16 protein-coding genes, 3 tRNA genes and 1 pseudogene are annotated in these 18,495 nt (G+C 64.0%); 18 read left to right on the top strand and 2 right to left on the bottom strand.

Going from position 1 to position 18,495, the window contains the following annotated elements:
• Positions 1 to 11: 11 nt before the first annotated feature.
• The 18 genes from QZ497_RS11095 (at position 12) to QZ497_RS11010 (ending at position 16,778) form a co-directional block, all read left to right on the top strand.
• Positions 12 to 674: a TetR/AcrR family transcriptional regulator gene (locus tag QZ497_RS11095; RefSeq protein ID WP_295474391.1), complete on the top strand. Its 663-nt coding sequence runs from the start codon at positions 12 to 14 to the stop codon at positions 672 to 674.
• 109 nt (positions 675 to 783) lie between these two features.
• Positions 784 to 1,386 (top strand): DUF4823 domain-containing protein, encoded by a 603-nt coding sequence (locus QZ497_RS11090; RefSeq protein WP_295474388.1) that lies wholly within the window; start codon positions 784 to 786, stop codon positions 1,384 to 1,386.
• A gap of 9 nt (positions 1,387 to 1,395) precedes the next feature.
• Entirely contained in the window at positions 1,396 to 1,956 is a 561-nt protein-coding gene (locus tag QZ497_RS11085) for a DUF1285 domain-containing protein (RefSeq protein ID WP_295474385.1), read from the top strand.
• Positions 1,957 to 2,042: 86 nt separating this feature from the next.
• Positions 2,043 to 3,053, top strand: a complete 1,011-nt coding sequence (locus QZ497_RS11080) for an aspartate-semialdehyde dehydrogenase (protein ID WP_295474382.1) — start codon at positions 2,043 to 2,045, stop codon at positions 3,051 to 3,053.
• 88 nt (positions 3,054 to 3,141) lie between these two features.
• The gene (locus tag QZ497_RS11075; RefSeq protein ID WP_295474379.1) at positions 3,142 to 6,033 is read left to right on the top strand and encodes a FimV/HubP family polar landmark protein; all 2,892 of its coding nucleotides are present in this window, start codon (positions 3,142 to 3,144) and stop codon (positions 6,031 to 6,033) included.
• 123 nt (positions 6,034 to 6,156) lie between these two features.
• Complete coding sequence (gene truA, locus QZ497_RS11070; protein ID WP_295474376.1) at positions 6,157 to 7,008, top strand: tRNA pseudouridine(38-40) synthase TruA; 852 nt, start codon at positions 6,157 to 6,159, stop codon at positions 7,006 to 7,008.
• 59 nt (positions 7,009 to 7,067) lie between these two features.
• Positions 7,068 to 7,688 (top strand): phosphoribosylanthranilate isomerase, encoded by a 621-nt coding sequence (locus QZ497_RS11065; RefSeq protein WP_295474373.1) that lies wholly within the window; start codon positions 7,068 to 7,070, stop codon positions 7,686 to 7,688.
• A 251-nt stretch (positions 7,689 to 7,939) separates the two neighbouring features.
• The gene (accD, locus tag QZ497_RS11060; protein ID WP_295474370.1) at positions 7,940 to 8,857 is read left to right on the top strand and encodes an acetyl-CoA carboxylase, carboxyltransferase subunit beta; all 918 of its coding nucleotides are present in this window, start codon (positions 7,940 to 7,942) and stop codon (positions 8,855 to 8,857) included.
• The gene (folC, locus tag QZ497_RS11055) at positions 8,854 to 10,134 is read left to right on the top strand and encodes a bifunctional tetrahydrofolate synthase/dihydrofolate synthase (protein ID WP_295474367.1); all 1,281 of its coding nucleotides are present in this window, start codon (positions 8,854 to 8,856) and stop codon (positions 10,132 to 10,134) included. The genes accD and folC overlap by 4 nt, the downstream gene beginning before the upstream one ends.
• A gap of 17 nt (positions 10,135 to 10,151) precedes the next feature.
• Positions 10,152 to 10,871 carry an SPOR domain-containing protein gene (locus tag QZ497_RS11050; RefSeq protein WP_295474364.1) on the top strand — a complete coding sequence of 240 codons (720 nt, stop codon included), beginning with the start codon at positions 10,152 to 10,154 and terminating at the stop codon, positions 10,869 to 10,871.
• Between the two features lie 138 nt (positions 10,872 to 11,009).
• The gene (locus QZ497_RS11045; protein WP_295474361.1) at positions 11,010 to 11,597 is read left to right on the top strand and encodes a CvpA family protein; all 588 of its coding nucleotides are present in this window, start codon (positions 11,010 to 11,012) and stop codon (positions 11,595 to 11,597) included.
• Positions 11,598 to 11,609: 12 nt separating this feature from the next.
• Positions 11,610 to 13,118, top strand: coding sequence for an amidophosphoribosyltransferase (gene purF / locus QZ497_RS11040; RefSeq protein ID WP_295474358.1), 1,509 nt, complete (start codon positions 11,610 to 11,612; stop codon positions 13,116 to 13,118).
• A 20-nt stretch (positions 13,119 to 13,138) separates the two neighbouring features.
• On the top strand, positions 13,139 to 14,350 hold the full coding sequence (locus QZ497_RS11035; protein WP_295474355.1) for an O-succinylhomoserine sulfhydrylase: 1,212 nt from the start codon (positions 13,139 to 13,141) through the stop codon (positions 14,348 to 14,350).
• A gap of 11 nt (positions 14,351 to 14,361) precedes the next feature.
• Complete coding sequence (locus QZ497_RS11030; RefSeq protein ID WP_295474658.1) at positions 14,362 to 15,126, top strand: SDR family oxidoreductase; 765 nt, start codon at positions 14,362 to 14,364, stop codon at positions 15,124 to 15,126.
• 193 nt (positions 15,127 to 15,319) lie between these two features.
• A tRNA-Val gene (locus QZ497_RS11025) sits at positions 15,320 to 15,395 on the top strand.
• Positions 15,396 to 15,438: 43 nt separating this feature from the next.
• Positions 15,439 to 15,515, top strand: a tRNA-Asp gene (locus tag QZ497_RS11020).
• Between the two features lie 107 nt (positions 15,516 to 15,622).
• Positions 15,623 to 15,699, top strand: a tRNA-Asp gene (locus QZ497_RS11015).
• A 227-nt stretch (positions 15,700 to 15,926) separates the two neighbouring features.
• Positions 15,927 to 16,778, top strand: coding sequence for a DUF2242 domain-containing protein (locus QZ497_RS11010; RefSeq protein WP_295474352.1), 852 nt, complete (start codon positions 15,927 to 15,929; stop codon positions 16,776 to 16,778).
• 15 nt (positions 16,779 to 16,793) lie between these two features.
• Here the strand turns inward: QZ497_RS11010 and QZ497_RS11005 are convergent, their stop codons facing one another.
• Both QZ497_RS11005 and QZ497_RS11000 read right to left on the bottom strand, forming a co-directional pair.
• Positions 16,794 to 17,837: a DNA topoisomerase IB gene (locus QZ497_RS11005; RefSeq protein ID WP_295474349.1), complete on the bottom strand. Its 1,044-nt coding sequence runs from the start codon at positions 17,835 to 17,837 to the stop codon at positions 16,794 to 16,796.
• Between the two features lie 110 nt (positions 17,838 to 17,947).
• Positions 17,948 to 18,495 (bottom strand): annotated as a pseudogene (locus tag QZ497_RS11000) (threonine ammonia-lyase, biosynthetic); the annotation flags it as partial.

Below are 18,495 nucleotides of genomic sequence, written 5' to 3'. Positions count from 1 at the left end.
ATCCTCTCACCATGCAAAAAGAACCTCGAAAGGTCCGTGAATTTCGCCGTCGTGAACAGGAAATTCTCGATACTGCGCTGAAACTGTTCCTGGAACAGGGTGAAGACAGCGTCACTGTCGAGATGATCGCGGATGCCGTTGGCATCGGCAAAGGGACCATCTACAAACACTTCAAGTCCAAGGCCGAGATCTATCTGCGGCTGATGCTCGATTACGAGCGCGACCTGAACGAGCTGCTGCACTCGGCCGATGTCGACAAGGACAAGGAGGCCCTGTCGCGCGCCTACTTCGAATTTCGCATGCGCGACCCACAGCGCTACCGGCTGTTCGACCGCCTGGAAGAAAAGGTGGTCAAGGGCAGCCAGGTGCCGGAGATGGTCGAAGAGCTGCACCGTATCCGCGCGTCGAATTTCGAACACCTGACCCTGCTGATCAAGGGGCGTATCAACGAAGGCAAGCTCGAAGACGTGCCGCCTTATTTCCATTACTGCGCGGCCTGGGCCTTGGTGCATGGCGCTGTGGCGCTATATCACTCGCCGTTCTGGAGCAACGTGCTGGAAGACCAGGAAGGCTTCTTCCACTTCCTCATGGACATCGGTGTGCGCATGGGCAACAAGCGCAAGCGCGACAGCGATGTTTCCGGCGAATCCAGGCGCGACCCGGCTGCCGAGTAAGGCTTTCGCCGTCGTCTGAAGCCATTCTTGTGAAAAATGGCGCGGAAGCTGCATCCGACGGCCATTCGCCGGTTTTTCGTCACCGGCTCACGGGAGGAAGAGGGTAATGATGCGTAGCCTGGTTATGCTACTGGCGTTCGTCGCGCTGAGTGGCTGCATGAAAGTCAGCGACATGGGGGAGGGCGTGCGCGAGCAGTTCAGCGATGCGGGTCTGCTGGACCACAGTGAAACCCGACGCACCGCCAACTTCCGCCTGCAGCCCGACTCGTTCATCTATATCGCCCAAGGTGCGTTCGTGCCGCCCGGCAAGGCCTACCCGCGTCCGAACGTGGTGGCTGAAGAGGCGTTCAACAACTTCGTCGAGTTCTTTCCGCTGGTCCGCCGTGCCCGTGCTCCGGTGGGCCTCGACGAAGCGCTCACCGAGGCGCGCAGCGCCGGCGCCCATTACCTGCTGTACACCCGTTTTGCCCGCGCCGACGACCGGATCGGCACCTGGGACCAGTGGGCTGACGAAGAGGCGCTGGACCGCTTCGGCATCGACAGCGGTGTCATTCAGATGATGCTGATCGAGACCAGTACCCGCTACCTGATCGACAGTGCGCGGATTCGCAGTCGTGGCGGTTTGCTGACGCTGTACGACACCCGTCCCGAAGATTTGCTTGGCCCGCCCATGGAGCAATATGCTCGCAGCCTGATGGGTTTTTCACGCTAAGGGTCGAGGATGAGTGACGCCGACAAGACTTCCGAGCTGCTGGCACAGCTTCCCAAAGGCCGGGGGCCGGCGCCGGTGCACCTGTGGAACCCGGCATTCTGCGGTGATATCGACATGCGCATCGCCCGCGACGGGACCTGGTACTACCTGGGCACCCCGATCGGGCGCAAGGCCATGGTGAAACTGTTTTCCAATATCCTGCGCCGCGACGGGGATGACTGGTTCCTGGTCACGCCGGTCGAGAAGGTCGGCATCCGCGTCGACGACGCGCCGTTCGTGGCAATCTCCATGCAGGTGCAGGGCGCGGGCGAAAGCCAGGTGCTGCGCCTGACTACCCAAGTCGACGACGAATTCGACCTGGGGCCCGAGCACCCGCTACGCGTACACAGCGACCCGCATACTGGCGAGCCTTCTCCCTACGTGCGGGTGCGCAGCAATCTGGATGCGCTGATTCATCGCAATGTGTTCTATCAGCTGGTCGATCTGGCCGTGCCGCGCGAACTCGATGGGCAGCGCTGGCTGGGTGTGTGGAGCGCTGGCGAATTCTTCCCCATCGGCCTGGAGTCTTGAGCCAGGCGCATCGCGCTGTCGATTGCCTGGCGTTCATGGCGCGGGTAAAGTGCCGCTCCCCCCGTTTTCCCGCCTGAGGTCTACCCATGAGCCAGCCCTTTGCTATTGCCGTGATCGGAGCCACTGGCACGGTCGGCGAAACCCTTGTCCAGATTCTCGAAGAGCGCGATTTTCCCCTCACTGAATTGCACCTGCTGGCCAGTGCCGAGTCTGCTGGCAGTTCGGTAGCGTTCAAGGGCCGGAACCTGCGTGTACGAGAGGTCGATGCGTTCGATTTTTCCAAAGTGGGCCTGGCGTTCTTCGCTGCTGGCCCGGCGGTGAGCCGCAGCTTCGCATTGCGCGCCGTCAAGGCGGGTTGCTCGGTGATCGACCTGACCGGCACCTTCGACCAGCAAGAGGCGCCGCTGGTGGTGCCGGAAATCGACGCGCAAGGGCTGGCTGGCGCAAACGGTCCGCTGCTGTTGTCCACCCCCGGGCCGAGTGCCACGGCGGTAGCGCTGGCGCTGGCGCCGCTGCGCGAGCTGCTGACCCTGCAACGGGTCGATGTCACTGGCTGCATGGCGGTGTCCACCCTGGGCCGTGAGGGTGTCAGCGAACTGGCGCGGCAGACCGCCGAACTGCTCAACATGCGCCCGCTCGAGCCGCGTTTCTACGATCGTCAGGTGGCCTTCAACCTGCTGGCTCAGGTCGGCACACCGGACCAAGAGGGACATGCTGCCGTGGAGCGGCGTCTGGTGCGCGAGTTGCGCGAATTGCTCGGGCTGCCTTTACTCAAGGTCTCGGCCAGTTGCATCCAAGTGCCGGTGTTCTTCGGCGACAGTTTCACTGTTTCGCTGCAGAGTGCTGAAGCCATTGACCTGCAGCAGGTTCGCGATTGCCTGGAAGCCGCGACCGGCCTGGAGCTGGTGGAAGAGGGCGACTACCCGACTCCGGTCGGTGACGCGGTGGGTCAGGACGTGGTTTACGTGGGGCGTGTGCGCGGCGGTATCGACGATCCTCACCAGCTCAGCCTCTGGCTGACGGCGGACAACGTGCGCAAAGGTGCCGCGCTGAATGCAGTGCAGGTGGCGGAATTGTTGATAAAAGGCCATGTGTAAAAGATACTTGGCAACGATTTGTCAAAATGATTCTAGCGGCAACACGCCTTACTCCGGGTTCGGAGAGTCTTCAAACAAGGGATGGGCTATGGTTCAGGTTCGTAAACTGGTAGTAGCGATGGCTGCGGCTTCGGCGTTGTCATCGGGAATGGCCCATGCGCTGGGGCTCGGCGAGTTGTCGGTCAAGTCGACCCTGAACCAGCCTCTGCTGGCCGAAATCGAACTGACCGATGCGCGTGGCATCAATGCCTCGCAGATCGTGCCCAGCCTGGGTACGACCGCCGATTCCGCACAGGCCGGCGTGACTCGCCAGGCCCTGCTCAGCGATCTGACCTTCACTCCCGTGGTCAACCCGGATGGCAAGAGCGTGCTGCGCGTCACTTCCAGCAAGCCGGTGCAGGACCCTTACGTGAAGTTCCTGGTCCAGGTCCTGTCGCCCAACGGACGTGCCCAGCGCGAATACAGCGTGTTGCTCGACCCGCCGCGTCACTCCCCGGAAGCCGCCGCAGCGGCCGCGCCCGCCCAGGCGCCCGCTGCCGCACCGGCACAGCTGCCTTCGGTGGCGCCGCCCACCACCGTGCAGGCACCTGGAAGCAACCCGCCGGCCGCCGCGCCCGCCCAGCCTGCGCTGCCACCGCCGGCAGCAGACAAGCCTGCCCAGTACGTCACCGTCAATAACGACACCCTTTGGGAAATCGCCGAAAAGGTCCGCAACGGCGGTTCCGTGCAGCAAACCATGCTGGCGATCCAGGCCTTGAATCCCGGCGCCTTCGTCGGCGGCAATATCAACCGTCTGAAGAAAGGCGAGGTACTGCGCCTGCCGACCCCGCAACAGGCCACGGCACTGCCGCAGAGCCAGGCCATTGCCGAAGTCGCCCGCCAATACCAGTCCTGGCGTGAAGGGCGGCGTGGTGCCGCCGGTGTGCGTCAGGTCGATGCCACGCGTCGTGCCCAGGCCGGTGCCGCGCCGGCACAAGTGACTACCGGCGATAACCTCAGCCTGGTGTCGGCCGGCAAGTCGACCGGTCGCCCCGGCGCTGCCAGCGACAACGACCTGGCCAACAAGCTGGCGGTCACCCAGGAAGCGCTGGATACCTCACGGCGTGACAATGCCGAACTCAAGAGCCGCCTGAACGACCTGCAGAGCCAGCTGGACAAGCTGCAGCGCCTGATGGAGCTGAAAAACGACCAGTTGGCGAAGATGCAGGCCGCCGGCGCTGCGGGTGCCGCAGGTGCTGCCGGCGCCGCGCCTGCCGCCCCGGCAGGCACTGCCCCGCTTCCGGCCACCGCCGTGGATGCCAGTGGTGCACCGATCAAGCCGGCTGGCGAAGTCGCCCCCGAAGATGCCCTGCAGGCTGGTGCCGCCCAGCCCGCCACGCCGCCGGCCGAACAGCCGTTGGCCGTCGAGCCGGTGCCGGCGCCGGAGCAGAGCGACCCGTTCAAGGCCATTCTTGCCAACCCGGTAATGCTGGGGCTGATCGGTGGCTCCACCTTGCTGGTGCTGGCGCTGCTTCTGCTGTTCCTGGCGCGTCGGCGTGCCGCCAAGGCTGAGGAAGAAAAACACAAGCGCATGGCCCGGGCTCTGGCCGAAGAGTCGCAGTTCGTTTCCGACATGGACCTCAATGCACCGGCCGACAGCTTCGGCGGTCTGGACAGCGGCTCGCCGAGCTACACCATGGCACCTGCAGCCGTCGCCGCCGCGGCGGCCAACGCCTCCCGCGAGCGACCGACCGATCCGTTGGTACAAGCCGAGATCCACATCGCCTACGGCCGCATGAACCAGGCTGTCGAACTGCTCGAAGAGTCGGTCAAGGAAGATCCGGCGCGTGACGACATCCGCCTGAAGTTGATGGAAATCTACGCCGAGCAGGGCAATAACAAGGCATTCGCGGCCCACGAGCGCAAGTTGGTGGCTGCGGGAAAGCATCAAGCTGAGGTCGAGCAGCTAAAAGACAAATACCCGACCATGATCGGCCCTGCCAGGGTGGTGGAACCTGTCGTCGCTCCGGCGCCTGCGCCTGAGCCCGTCAAGGCCGCTGCTGTCGCAGCAGCACCGGTCGTTGAAACGCCCGAGAACAAGTCGGAATCCGTAGCACCCGTGGCAGCCGCCGCGGCGGCAGTGGCGGCCACCTCGGCCGCGGCCATGGCCGCCGAACTGGATGAAAAGTACCTTGAGCAGTTGCTCGCCGACGACGAACCGGCGACAGACGAGCCTGAAGCCGCTTCGGTCGAGGCTGAACAGCCGCTGGTCGCCGAAGCGCCGGAAGATGACTTCGACCTGAGCCTGGATGACTTTGAGGCGCCGGCCAGCGATGAGGTGGTCACCCTCGATAATCTGGACGATCTGCTGCTCGATACCGAGTCCGAGCGCTCCGAGCCGGGGCTGTCGGAGCCTTCGCTGTCGGAGCCGGCGCTGGCCGAGCCGGTCGACCTGGATGAAGTGCTGTCTGAGCCTGTGTCCGTTGCGGTCGACGAGCCGCAGAGCCTCGAAGACTTCGATCTGGGCCTGGCCGAGGATGATCCGCAACTGAATTCCGAGGACGATCTGCTCCTGAGTCTGGGTGAAGACCCGCTGGACCTGGGCGCGTCCGAGCCGCCGGTGGCGGAGCACGACCTGGAGCTGCCGGAAGATTTCGACCTGTCGCTGGCCGACGAGATCGAGACCGACTCGGCCACCCAGGCCTTCGCTTCCGAGATCGACGATGTCAACGCCGAACTCGATCGTCTGTCCCAGGAGTTGGAAAGCCCGCCGCTCGAGGAGCCAAGCTTCACTGCCGAAGATGCGGCGACGCTGGATGATGACCTGGAATTCGACTACCTGTCCGGTACCGATGAAGCCGCGACCAAGTTGGACCTGGCGCGGGCCTACATCGACATGGGCGATGCCGACGGCGCGCGTGACATCCTCGGTGAGGTGGTCAGCGAAGGCGACGACGCCCAGAAGAGCGAAGCTCGCGAAATGCTCGCGCGCCTGGCCTGATTCCTGTCCTGCCCGTCTGGTGGTCGGCATCACGCGACCGCCAGGGGTCTCCCGCCGCTGGCGTCCTGCCGCGCGCCCCGTATAATGGCCGCCCTTTTTCGCAACCCAATGGGCTGTAACACCTTGGCCAACATAGACAACCCGGCTGCCGAAATGGCTGCCGAGGGCTTTCACCGTATTGCACTGGGCGTCGAGTACAAAGGCTCGCGCTACAACGGCTGGCAGCGCCAGGCCGGTGGTGTGCTCACCGTTCAGGAAACCCTGGAAAATGCCCTTGGCAAGGTCGCGGCCTCTCCCATCGGCTTGATGTGTGCCGGGCGTACCGACGCCGGTGTGCATGCCTGTGGGCAGGTGGTGCATTTCGACACGCCGGTGGAGCGTTCGGAGAAAGCCTGGGTCATGGGTGCCAACGCCAGCCTGCCGCACGATGTCAGTGTTACCTGGGCGCGTGCCATGCCAGCGCACTTCCACGCGCGCTTCAAGGCGGTCGCCCGGCGCTACCGCTACGTCATCTACAACGACCAGATCCGCCCGGCGCACATGGGCCAGGAAGTGACCTGGAACCATCGCCCGCTGGACGCCGAGCGCATGGCCGAGGCTGCGCAGGCGCTGCTGGGTACTCATGACTTCAGCGCCTTTCGCGCTGGGCAGTGCCAGGCCAAGTCGCCAATCAAGCAGATGCACCACCTGCGCGTCACTCGCCACGGCCAGATGATCGTCCTCGACGTGCGGGCCAATGCCTTCCTGCATCACATGGTGCGCAACATTGCCGGCGTGCTGATGACCATCGGTGCGGGAGAGCGCCCGGTGGAGTGGGCCGCCGAGGTGCTGGAAAGTCGCCAGCGGCGTAACGGCGGGGTCACGGCCCATCCTTATGGCCTGTATCTGGTGCAGGTCGAGTATCCGGAGGAGTTCGCCCTGCCGCAGCGCTACGTGGGGCCACATTTCCTCACGGGTTTCGCCGGCCTCGGCTGACGTCCGGAAAAGCTTTTGTTAACATCCGGGGCTTTCCGCCATGACGGAGGTTCGGCGACATGTCTGCCGTTCGCAGCAAAATCTGCGGGATTACCCGCATTGAAGATGCATTGGCCGCCGTCGAGGCGGGTGCCGACGCGATAGGCTTCGTGTTCTATGCGCCCAGTCCGCGGGCTGTCAGCGTGGCGCAGGCCAAGGTGATCATGGCCGCCTTGCCGCCTTTCGTTACGACGGTCGGGCTGTTCGTCGATGCCAGCCCCTGCGAGCTGCACGAAACCCTCGAGGCACTGCCGCTGGATTTGCTGCAGTTTCACGGCAATGAATCGCCGCAGGCTTGCGAAGGCTACCACCGGCCCTACATCAAGGCGCTGCGGGTCAAGCCAGGCGATGACCTGATGGCGGCCTGCCGAGCCTACGCACGGGCCCGTGGCATCCTGCTGGATGCCTATGTGCCGGGCGTACCGGGGGGCACTGGCGAGCGTTTCGACTGGTCGCTGATTCCTGCGGATCTGCCCAAGCCGGTGATCCTGGCCGGCGGCCTCGACCCGGACAACGTGGCGCAGGCCATCGCCCGGGTCAGGCCCTATGCCGTGGATGTCAGCGGCGGGGTAGAGCGTAGCAAGGGCATCAAGGACCACGACAAGGTGCGTGCGTTCGTCGACGCCGTGCGCGGGGCCTGATGTGACGGCTGGGAAACTGCCGCCGTCCATTAGCCTGTTCCCGGCATATTGTGTTCGCGGTTTGAATTGAACGGGCCAGGCTTCGATGCGCCTGGCGGGATTTTGCAGAGTACGGTTGAGCCCGTGCAGGTCTGGCCAGGCGCCGACCGCAGGCTGCACGGCCAGCCACCATTTACGAAATTAGCTGAGGGCATGTGCCCGGCGCTGTGGCGCCAGGCACGGGAGCCGCACCGGTACTGGAGAAAGAAAGCATGAGCAACTGGTTGGTAGACAAACTGATCCCTTCGATCATGCGTTCCGAGGTCAAGAAAAGCTCGGTCCCTGAGGGTCTGTGGCACAAGTGCCCATCCTGCGAAGCAGTGCTGTATCGCCCTGAACTGGAAAAGACCCTGGACGTCTGCCCCAAGTGCGACCATCACATGCGCATTGGTGCGCGTAGCCGCCTGAACATCTTCCTCGATGCCGAAGGCCGTAACGAGCTGGGCGCCGAGCTGGAGCCGGTCGACCGCCTCAAGTTCCGCGACAGCAAGAAGTACAAGGACCGCCTGGTGGCGGCGCAGAAGCAGATCGGCGAGAAAGACGCGCTGATCTCCATGAGCGGTACCCTGCTGGGTATGCCGGTGGTGGCTTCGGCCTTCGAGTTTTCCTTCATGGGAGGGTCGATGGGCGCCATCGTCGGCGAGCGTTTCGTGCGCGCTGCCAACTACGCGCTGGAGCACCGTTGCCCGATGATCTGCTTCTCGGCTTCCGGTGGTGCGCGCATGCAGGAAGCGCTGATCTCCCTGATGCAGATGGCCAAGACCTCCGCAGTGCTTGCACGCCTGCGTGAAGAAGGCATTCCGTTCATTTCGGTACTGACCGACCCGGTCTACGGTGGTGTATCGGCCAGTCTGGCGATGCTGGGTGACGTGATCGTCGCCGAACCCAAGGCGCTGGTCGGCTTTGCCGGTCCTCGCGTGATCGAGCAGACCGTGCGCGAAAAACTGCCTGAAGGCTTCCAGCGCAGTGAATTCCTCGTCGAGCACGGCGCCATCGACATGATCATCCCGCGCAGCGAAATGCGCGAACGTCTGGGCCGCCTGCTGGCGCAGATGATGAATCTGCCGACGCCCAAGACCGTCAAGCCGGTCTTCGAGGCGGTAGAGGTCCCTGCGCCGGCCGCCGTATGACCGCCAGGTCGCTGGGCGACTGGCTCGCCTATCTGGAGCAGTTGCATCCGTCGGCCATCGATATGGGGCTCGACCGCTCGCGGCAAGTCGCCCGGCAGTTGGGCCTGAGCCGCCCGGCGGCGCGGGTCATTACCGTGACCGGCACCAACGGCAAGGGCTCGACCTGTGCCTTCCTGGACGCGCTGCTGCAGGCCCAGGGGCTCAAGGTCGGGGTCTATAGTTCGCCGCACCTGGTGCGCTACAACGAGCGCGTCCAGGTACAGGGCGTACAGGCCAGCGATGCCGAACTCTGCGAAGCCTTCGCCGCCGTCGAGGCGGCGCGTGGCGATATCACCCTGACCTATTTCGAGATGGGCACCCTGGCGGCGTTCTGGCTGTTCCAGCGTGCCGGGCTGGATGCTGTGGTGCTTGAAGTCGGTCTGGGTGGCCGTCTGGATGCGGTCAACCTGGTAGACGCAGACCTGGCCCTGGTCACCAGCATCGGCCTGGACCACGCCGACTGGCTGGGCGATACCCGCGAATCGGTGGCCTTCGAAAAGGCCGGGATCTTCCGTGCTGGCAAGCCAGCACTGTGTGGCGATCTCGACCCGCCGGCGCCATTGCTCGAACAGGCTGCCGAACTCGGCTGCCCACTGTCGCTGCGTGGTCGGGACTTCGACCTGCAGATCGAGGCGACGGCCTGGCATTGGCAGGGGCATGACCGCACAGGCCAGCCGTTGGCGCTGCGCGATCTGCCGTTGCTCGACCTGCCCATGGAAAACGCCGCGCTGGCGCTGCAAGCCTATGCCTGGCTGGACCTGCCCTGGCAGCCCGAGGTGCTGGCCGAGGCGCTGAACGGTACCCGTATCGTCGGGCGTCTGGACCGGCGGGTGCTGCGCTGGCAGGGCAAAACCCTCAAGCTGCTGTTGGATGTGGGGCATAATCCGCACGCCGCCGCTTTCCTGGCCCGGCGTCTCGCCCAGCGGCCCTTGGCGGGGCGGCGCCTGGCGGTCTTCGGCTTGTTGGCAGACAAGGACCTGGCTGGCGTGACGGCCGAGTTGGTGCCAGTGCTGGCGCACTGGGCGGTAGCGCCTTTGCCAACGCCGCGTACCCGTCCGGTTGGCGAGTTGCACGCCGCGTTGCAGAACCTTGCTGCCAGCGTGACGTCCTATCAGGACGTCGTTCAGGCGCTGCAGGCGCAGTGCGAGCGGGCGACGGACGACGATGAGATCCTGGTGTTCGGGTCTTTCTATTGTGTGGCCGAGGCTCTGGAATGGCTGGATCGGCACGCTGATTGAGGATTGAGGTGGCTGCGATGCTGGACAAGGCTTACAAACAGCGGATGGTAGGGGCCCTGGTGCTGATCGCGATTGCGGTGATCTTCCTGCCCATGCTGTTTACCCGCCAGGACGAGACTCGTAGCGTACGGGTCGACGCGCCGGCAGCGCCCGAGGCACCGGCCATGCAGCCGGTGCAGATCGAACCGGTTGCCGTGCCCGAGCAGCAGCCGCTGCCGCAGACCGAGTCGACCCCGCCGACACAGCCCATCGGACCTGCGCCGACCCAGGCCATACCGCCTGCGCCTGCCCAACCTGCGACCAGCAACGCCGCTGCGACGCCCGCGCCCGTCACCAAGCCGGCAGCGGCTGCAACGGCTGCAACGCCAGCGCCTGCCGCGAAACCAGCGGCAAAGCCTGCGCCGACCCCGCCGGCCAATGCTGCCAGCAACCAGGCGCCCACCCAGTCCTCTACGCAAGCCAAGGCGGCAACGCCGGCCGGTGTCGATGCCAACGGGCTTTCGGTGAGCTGGTCCGTGCAACTGGCCAGCATGTCCAACCGCGCCAATGCCGACAACCTGCAGAAGACGCTGCGTGCCCAGGGCTACAATGCCTACATTCGCACCTCCGAGGGTGTGAACCGCGTATTCGTCGGGCCGCTGATCGAGCGTGCTGAAGCCGATCGGCTGCGTGACCAGCTCGACAAGCAGCAGAAGCTCAAGGGTATCGTGGTGCGCTTCCAGCCCGAGCGGGGCTGATCCCGCGCCACGGCCTGCGCGCCAGACAACCGTCTGGCGCGCAGGTTTCAAGAAATTTCAACCTGCCGATAATCGCAGCTTACCGACCGGCGGCCGCTCTGTTAAAATGCGCCGCCTTATCCGTCTGCAGGCTGCAACGTGGCACTTACTCCGGTTGACTGGGCGATCCTCGCGGTCATCGCCATCTCCGCTCTGATCAGCATCAAGCGCGGCTTCGTCAAGGAAGCCCTGTCGCTGGTGATCTGGATCGTCGCAGGTGTGGTCGCCTGGATGTTCGGTGCCGGACTGTCCTATTACCTGGCCGATTACATCGCCACGCCCTCGGCGCGGATCATCGCCAGTTGCATCATTCTGTTCGTGGCCACCCTGCTGGTCGGCGCCATGGTCAATTTTCTCATCGGTGAACTGATTCGGGTCACCGGGCTGTCGGGCACTGACCGGTTTCTCGGCATGGTCTTCGGTGCCGCGCGTGGTGCCTTGCTAGTCGTCGTCGCGGTCGGGCTGTTGAGCCTGGGGCCGGTGCAACAGGATCAATGGTGGCAGGACTCACGCCTGCTGCCGCAATTTCTCATGGTCGCTGACTGGTCGAAAAACCTGATTCTCGGGATGTCCAGCCAGTGGTTCGCCAGCGGTATCAGCGTTCCCGCTGAACTACCGTTCAAGGAGCAGGTACTGTCGCCGCAGATGGCGCAGGACGTGCTCGGTAAATCCAGTTCCACTAAGTAGGGGTTGTGTCGCATGTGTGGCATCGTCGGAATCGTCGGTAAGTCGAACGTCAACCAGGCGCTGTATGACGCGCTCACCGTCCTCCAGCACCGCGGCCAGGATGCTGCCGGTATCGTGACCAGCCATGATGGCCGGTTGTTCCTGCGCAAGGACAACGGGTTGGTGCGCGATGTGTTCCAGCAGCGCCATATGCAGCGGCTGGTCGGGCACATGGGCATCGGTCATGTGCGTTATCCCACGGCGGGCAGCTCCACTTCGGCCGAAGCCCAGCCGTTCTATGTCAACTCGCCCTATGGCATCACCCTGGCACACAACGGCAACCTGACCAACGTCGAGCAGTTGGCCAAGGAAATCTACGAGTCCGACCTGCGCCACGTGAACACCAATTCCGATTCGGAAGTGCTGCTCAACGTGTTCGCCCACGAGCTGGCCGTGCGTGGCAAGCTGCAGCCGACCGAAGAGGACATCTTCGCGGCGGTGGCCGACGTGCACAAACGCTGCCGTGGCGGCTATGCCGTGGTGGCGATGGTCACCGGTTATGGCATCGTCGGCTTCCGTGACCCGGACGCGATCCGTCCGATCGTCTTCGGCCAGCGCCACACCGACGAAGGCGTGGAGTACATGATCGCCTCCGAGAGCGTCGCGCTGGACGTGCTGGGCTTCACCCTGATCCGTGACCTGGCGCCGGGCGAAGCGGTGTACATCACCGAAGATGGCCGCCTGTTCACCCGCCAGTGCGCGCCGAACCCGCGCTATGCACCGTGCATTTTCGAACACGTCTACCTGGCCCGCCCCGACTCGATCATCGACGGCATCTCGGTGTACAAGGCGCGCCTGCGCATGGGCGAGCGTCTGGCCGAGAAGATCCGCCGCGAGCGCCCCGACCATGACATCGACGTGGTCATCCCAATTCCGGACACCAGCCGCACCGCCGCCCTGGAGCTGGCGAACCACTTGGGCGTCAAGTTCCGCGAAGGCTTCGTGAAGAACCGCTACATCGGCCGTACCTTCATCATGCCCGGCCAGGCGGCGCGCAAGAAATCCGTACGCCAGAAACTCAACGCCATCGAGCTGGAATTCCGCGGCAAGAACGTGATGCTGGTCGACGACTCCATCGTGCGCGGCACCACCTGCAAGCAGATCATCCAGATGGCCCGCGAAGCCGGCGCCAAGAATGTCTATTTCTGCTCGGCCGCCCCGGCCGTGCGCTACCCGAACGTCTACGGCATCGACATGCCGAGTGCTCACGAACTCATCGCGCACAACCGCACCACCCAGGAAGTGGCCGATCTGATCGGTGCCGACTGGCTGGTCTACCAGGACCTCAACGATCTCATCGAAGCGGTCAGCGGCAGCAAGAAGATCAAGATCGACAACTTCGATTGCTCGGTCTTCGACGGCAAGTACGTCACCGGTGATGTCGACGAGCACTACCTGAACCGGATCGAGGACGCTCGTAACGACGCGGCGAAGGTCAAGAACCAGGCCGTCAGCGCGATCATCGATCTGTACAACAACTGATTCGGACAAGGAAAACGTGCATGTCTGAGCAATGGGATTCAGGCCGGCTGGACAGTGACCTGGACGGCGTGGGGTTCGACACCCTGGCCGTTCGCGCGGGCCAGCACCGCACACCGGAAAGCGAGCACAGCGATCCGCTGTTCTTCACTTCCAGCTACGTGTTCCGCACGGCGGCCGATGCCGCCGCGCGCTTCGCCGGCGATGTGCCGGGTAACGTCTACTCGCGCTACACCAACCCGACCGTGCGCACCTTCGAAGAGCGCATCGCCGCGCTTGAAGGCGCCGAGCAGGCAGTCGCAACCTCCACTGGCATGTCGGCCATCCTCTCGGTGGTCATGAGTCTGTGCAGCGCCGGCGACCATGTGCTGGTGTCGCGCAGTGTGTTCGGTTCGACCATCAGCCTGTTCGAGAAGTACCTCAAGCGCTTTGGCGTCGAGGTCGACTACGTGCCGCTGGCCGAACTGGCCGGTTGGGATGCGGCAATCAAGCCCAATACCCGCCTGCTGTTCGTCGAGTCACCATCCAACCCGCTGGCCGAGCTGGTCGATATCGCCGCGCTGGCGGAAATCGCGCATGCCAAGGGCGCCATGCTGGTGGTCGATAACTGCTTCTGCACGCCTGCACTGCAGCAGCCGCTGAAGCTGGGTGCCGATGTCGTGGTGCATTCGGCCACCAAGTTCATCGACGGCCAGGGGCGCTGCATGGGTGGTGTAGTCGCTGGCCGCGCCGAGCTGATGAAAGAAGTGGTCGGCTTCCTGCGCACGGCCGGTCCAACCCTGAGCCCGTTCAACGCCTGGGTGTTCCTCAAGGGCCTGGAAACCCTCAACCTGCGCATGCGCGCGCATTGTGCCAATGCCCAGGCCCTGGCCGAGTGGCTGGAGCAGCAGGATGGCGTGGAGAAGGTTCATTACGCCGGCCTGAAGAGCCACCCGCAGCACGAGCTGGCTCAACGTCAGCAGAAGGGCTTCGGCGCGGTGGTGAGCTTTGAGGTCAAGGGGGGCAAGGAGGGCGCCTGGCGCTTCATCGACGCCACGCGCCTGGTGTCGATCACCGCCAACCTGGGTGACAGCAAGACCACCATCACCCATCCGGCGACCACCTCGCACGGTCGTCTGACGCCCCAGGAGCGCGCTTCGGCGGGCATCAGTGATAGCCTGATCCGCCTCGCGGTGGGCCTGGAAGACGTCACCGACCTGCAGAACGACCTGGCTCGCGGCCTGGCAGCGCTGTGACCGATTGGGCCATGCAGGTCACCGGGCCGAGCAATGGCCGGGTGGCGCTGGTCACCGGTGCCGCCCGCGGCATCGGCCTGGGCATCGCCGCCTGGCTGATCAGCGAAGGTTGGCAGGTGGTGCTGGCGGATGTGGACCGCATTCGAGGTGCCACGGTCGCTGAAAGCCTGGGCGAGAACGCCTTGTTCATCGCCATGGACGTGGCCAGCGAGGATCAGGTGGTCGGCGGTGTGGCCCAGTTGCTGCGCCAGTTCGGTCGCCTGGATGCTCTGGTGTGCAACGCCGGGGTTGCCGATCCGCATAATGGCACCCTGGAAAGCCTGGGCGTGGAGCGCTGGAACCGGGTGCTGGCGGTCAACCTGACCGGGCCGATGCTGCTGGCCAAGCACTGTGCACCTTACCTGCGCGCCCATGGTGGCAGCATCGTCAACCTGGCCTCCACGCGGGCCCATCAGTCCGAGGCCGACACCGAGGCCTACGCGGCGAGCAAGGGCGGGTTGCTGGCGCTGACCCATGCGCTGGCGGTGAGCCTGGGCCCGCAAATCCGCGTCAATGCAGTCAGCCCTGGCTGGATCGATGCCCGTGACCCTTCTGTGCGACGTGCCGAACCGCTCTCGGAAACCGACCATGCCCAACACCCGGCGGGCAGGGTAGGGACGGTCGAGGACGTGGCAGCGATGGTCAGCTGGCTGTTGTCACGTAATGCCGGCTTCGTGACCGGACAGGAGTTCGTCGTCGATGGCGGCATGACGCGCAAGATGATTTACGCGCAATAACCCGTTCGCTACATCTCGTTTTGTAAGTGCTGCTACTCGGCGCAGGCGATTTGAGCGCCGCCGTCAGGCGCGTTTTCAGAGGTGCCAAAAAAGCCTGAATAAACCCGTATCTCCCTGATTTGAAAAATATTTCACTCAAGGTGTTGACTTAGGTAAGGGGGGTGCGTAAAGTTCGCGGCCTCAGCGAAGCAAAGGGTGATTAGCTCAGCCGGGAGAGCATCTGCCTTACAAGCAGAGGGTCGGCGGTTCGATCCCGTCATCACCCACCATCGTTGAGTTTGAAAGGCTGTTGAACTCAGTTTTCAAATATGCGCAGCGGTAGTTCAGTCGGTTAGAATACCGGCCTGTCACGCCGGGGGTCGCGGGTTCGAGTCCCGTCCGCTGCGCCACTTTCAGATCAGTGTTTCTGGTCTGGGGTTGAAAAGCCAAGGCTCTTCAACCGTGTTACTGAAGCAACTTACTCGAAGTTTGTTTCAGTCAGGTTTACAAGCGATACGCAGCGGTAGTTCAGTCGGTTAGAATACCGGCCTGTCACGCCGGGGGTCGCGGGTTCGAGTCCCGTCCGCTGCGCCATATTCGGTTCCAGAGCCCATGAACTCTCTGGAACAAACAAGAAAGCGACCTTAGGGTCGCTTTTTTGCTTTCTGCGCTTGCCGATGGTCTTGGCGCCTTTGCCCGGGTAGCCAGCGAGCGGTCGGCGTTGTGTCAACAAGCCGATACCAAGTCTGCGTTGATCCTCCGCCGACCTTGTTGCAGACTTATCGCCTTTTTCCGTCGCGCATTTTTCTCCGGGATTACCGATGTTCAATGTTCTGAATGTTCGCACCGCCTGCTGGGCCGCCGTCCTGCTGATGGCCGCAGGCTGTTCCTCGCCCAAGCAGGCGATCTATGATCATGAGCATTTCGACGATGCAGGGACCTTCTCGCGCACCTACCCGGCCAGCGACACCGCCTCCTGCGAGGCGGCACGCCGGGCGTTGCTCAGCCAGGGCTACATCATCACCAGCAACGACCCGAAGATGATCAGCGGTCGCAAGAGCTTCCAGCAGACCGGTGACACCCACATCGAGATCAGTTTCAACGTGGTCTGTGCCGACGACGTCAAGCCCGGCACCTCCAGCATGTTCGCCAACGCCTTGCAGGACCGTTACGCGCTGAAGAAATCCAACACCTCCGCCAGTCTTGGCGTGGGTGTGCTCGGTTCGGTGTCGATGCCCATCGGCTCCACCGACGACTCGATGGTCAAGGTCGCCAGCGAGACCGTGGCTTCAGACAAATTCTACGAGCGCTTCTTTGCCCTGGTCGAAAGCTTCCTGCCAGCGGAAGTGAAGCAGGCCGCGCATATCGTCGAGAAGCCCAAGGCCGACTTGGGCGTTCCAGAAGCCACCACCCCCGTGGCTCCTGCCGCTGCAGCTCCGGCAGCACCGACGCATCCCGCGGTCGAAGCGCCCGCCCCAGTTGCCGCACCGGCTCCGGCCGCCGCTACGGACAACGGCAGCCAACCTGTGGCAGCGCCTGTCGAGTCTGACGGTTTCAAGGTCGAGAGCACCGAGAGCCAGCCTGCTGTAACGCAACCAGCCCCCGAGCCAGCAGCCCAACAGGCCCCGGCCGAGCCGACACCAGCGGTCGAGCCGTCCCCACCCGCCCAATAAGTCCAGCCCGCTTGCTCAGGGTGCAGTCCTGGCGCTCTGCGCATGCAGTTGCTGCAGGAAGGCTGCCAGGGCGACTTCCTCGGCGCTCAGGCCCTTGCGCTTCCTGGCGCGTGGCAGCTTGGCCAGCTCGCCCAGCAGAAAGCCCTCCAGGACCGCCGGGTGGATGTAACACTTGCGGCACACCGTCGGCGTGTTGCCCAACTGGCGGGCCACATTCTTGACCATCTCCACGATATGCTTCTTGGCGTCGGCCTCCGGCTCCCACTGCAGCTTGCGCAGGGTCGCCAGGGCCAGCACGCTGCCAGCCCAGGTTCGATAGTCCTTGGCGGTGAAGTCTGCGCCGGTCAGGGAGTGCAGGTAGGCGTTGACGTCGCTAGAGCTGATGCCATGGCGCTGGCCGTCGTCATCCAGGTACTGGAACAGGTTCTGCCCTGGCAACTCCATGCAGCGCTTGATGATCTTCGCCATGCGCCGGTCCTTGATGCTGATCTGGTGCTCGACGCCGCTCTTGCCGCGAAACTGGAAAAGGATCTCGCTGCCCTTGATGTCCACGTGCTTGTTGCGCAGGGTGGTCAGGCCGAAGGAGCGGTTGTCGCGGGCGTAACGTGAATTGCCGATGCGAATCAGTGTGGCGTCCAGCAGGCTGACCACGGCGGCGATGACCTTGTCGCGGCCCATGCCGGGCTGGCTCATCTGCGCTTCCAGTTGCTTGCGCACCTTGGGCAGTGCGCCGCCGAAGGCGATCATGCGCGCGTACTTGTTCTCGTCACGGATCTCACGCCAGCGCGGGTGGTAGCGGTATTGCTTGCGCCCGCGCGCGTCGCGACCGGTGGCCTGCAGGTGGCCCTGCGGGTCGGCGCAGATCCACACATCGGTATAGGCCGGCGGTATGGCCAGGGCGTTGATGCGCTGGATCTCGGCCGGGTCGCGAATGCGCTGGTCGTTACGGTCGAAATAGGCGAACTTGCCGCGCAGCCGTTTGCGGCTCAGGCCCGGTTCGCTGTCGTCGACATAGTGCAGGTCGGGAGGTAGCTGTTCGGCGGCGATGGCATCTGGCATGAGCGTAACGTCCGTGTGGATGTACCTTCATTGACCGTCGCCGCTTTTACAGGTGCGATAAATCTGCAACCCGGCCTGAGCAACCTCGCGTGGGGTTGCCCAGAGGCCTCTCAACCGAGGAAAAACCGATACGCGGGGTTGTTGGTCTCGTCCCAGTAGGGGTAGCCGATCTCTGCCAGGGTGTCCTTGACCAGGTCGTGTTCGTCCTCCGGCACCACCAGCCCGGCCACCACGCGCCCGTCGGCAGCGCCATGGTTGCGGTAGTGGAACATCGAAATGGTCCAGCGACCCCCCAGTTTGTTGAGAAAGTTGAACAGCGCGCCCGGCCGCTCGGGGAACTCGAAGCGCAGCACCACTTCGTCGCTGACCCGTTCCGAATGGCCGCCGACCATGTGCCGGATGTGCAGCTTGGCCAGCTCGTTGTCGGTCAGGTCCACGACCGGGAAGCCCTGCTCGGTGAGGCTGGCGATCAGCGCGCTGCGCGGGTCGCGCTCGGGGTGGGTCTGCACGCCGACGAATATGTGCGCCTCACGGTCGGTGTGGTAGCGGTAGTTGAACTCGGTGATCTGCCGCTTGCCCACCGCTTCGCAGAAGGCCTTGAAGCTGCCGGGCCGCTCGGGGATGGTCACCGCGATGATCGCCTCGCGGCCTTCGCCCA

This window comes from uncultured Pseudomonas sp. (assembly GCF_913777995.1).
Classification (GTDB): Bacteria; Pseudomonadota; Gammaproteobacteria; order Pseudomonadales; family Pseudomonadaceae; genus Aquipseudomonas.
Note: the sequence above shows the minus strand (reverse complement) of the source record. Positions and strands in the feature narration are given on the sequence as shown.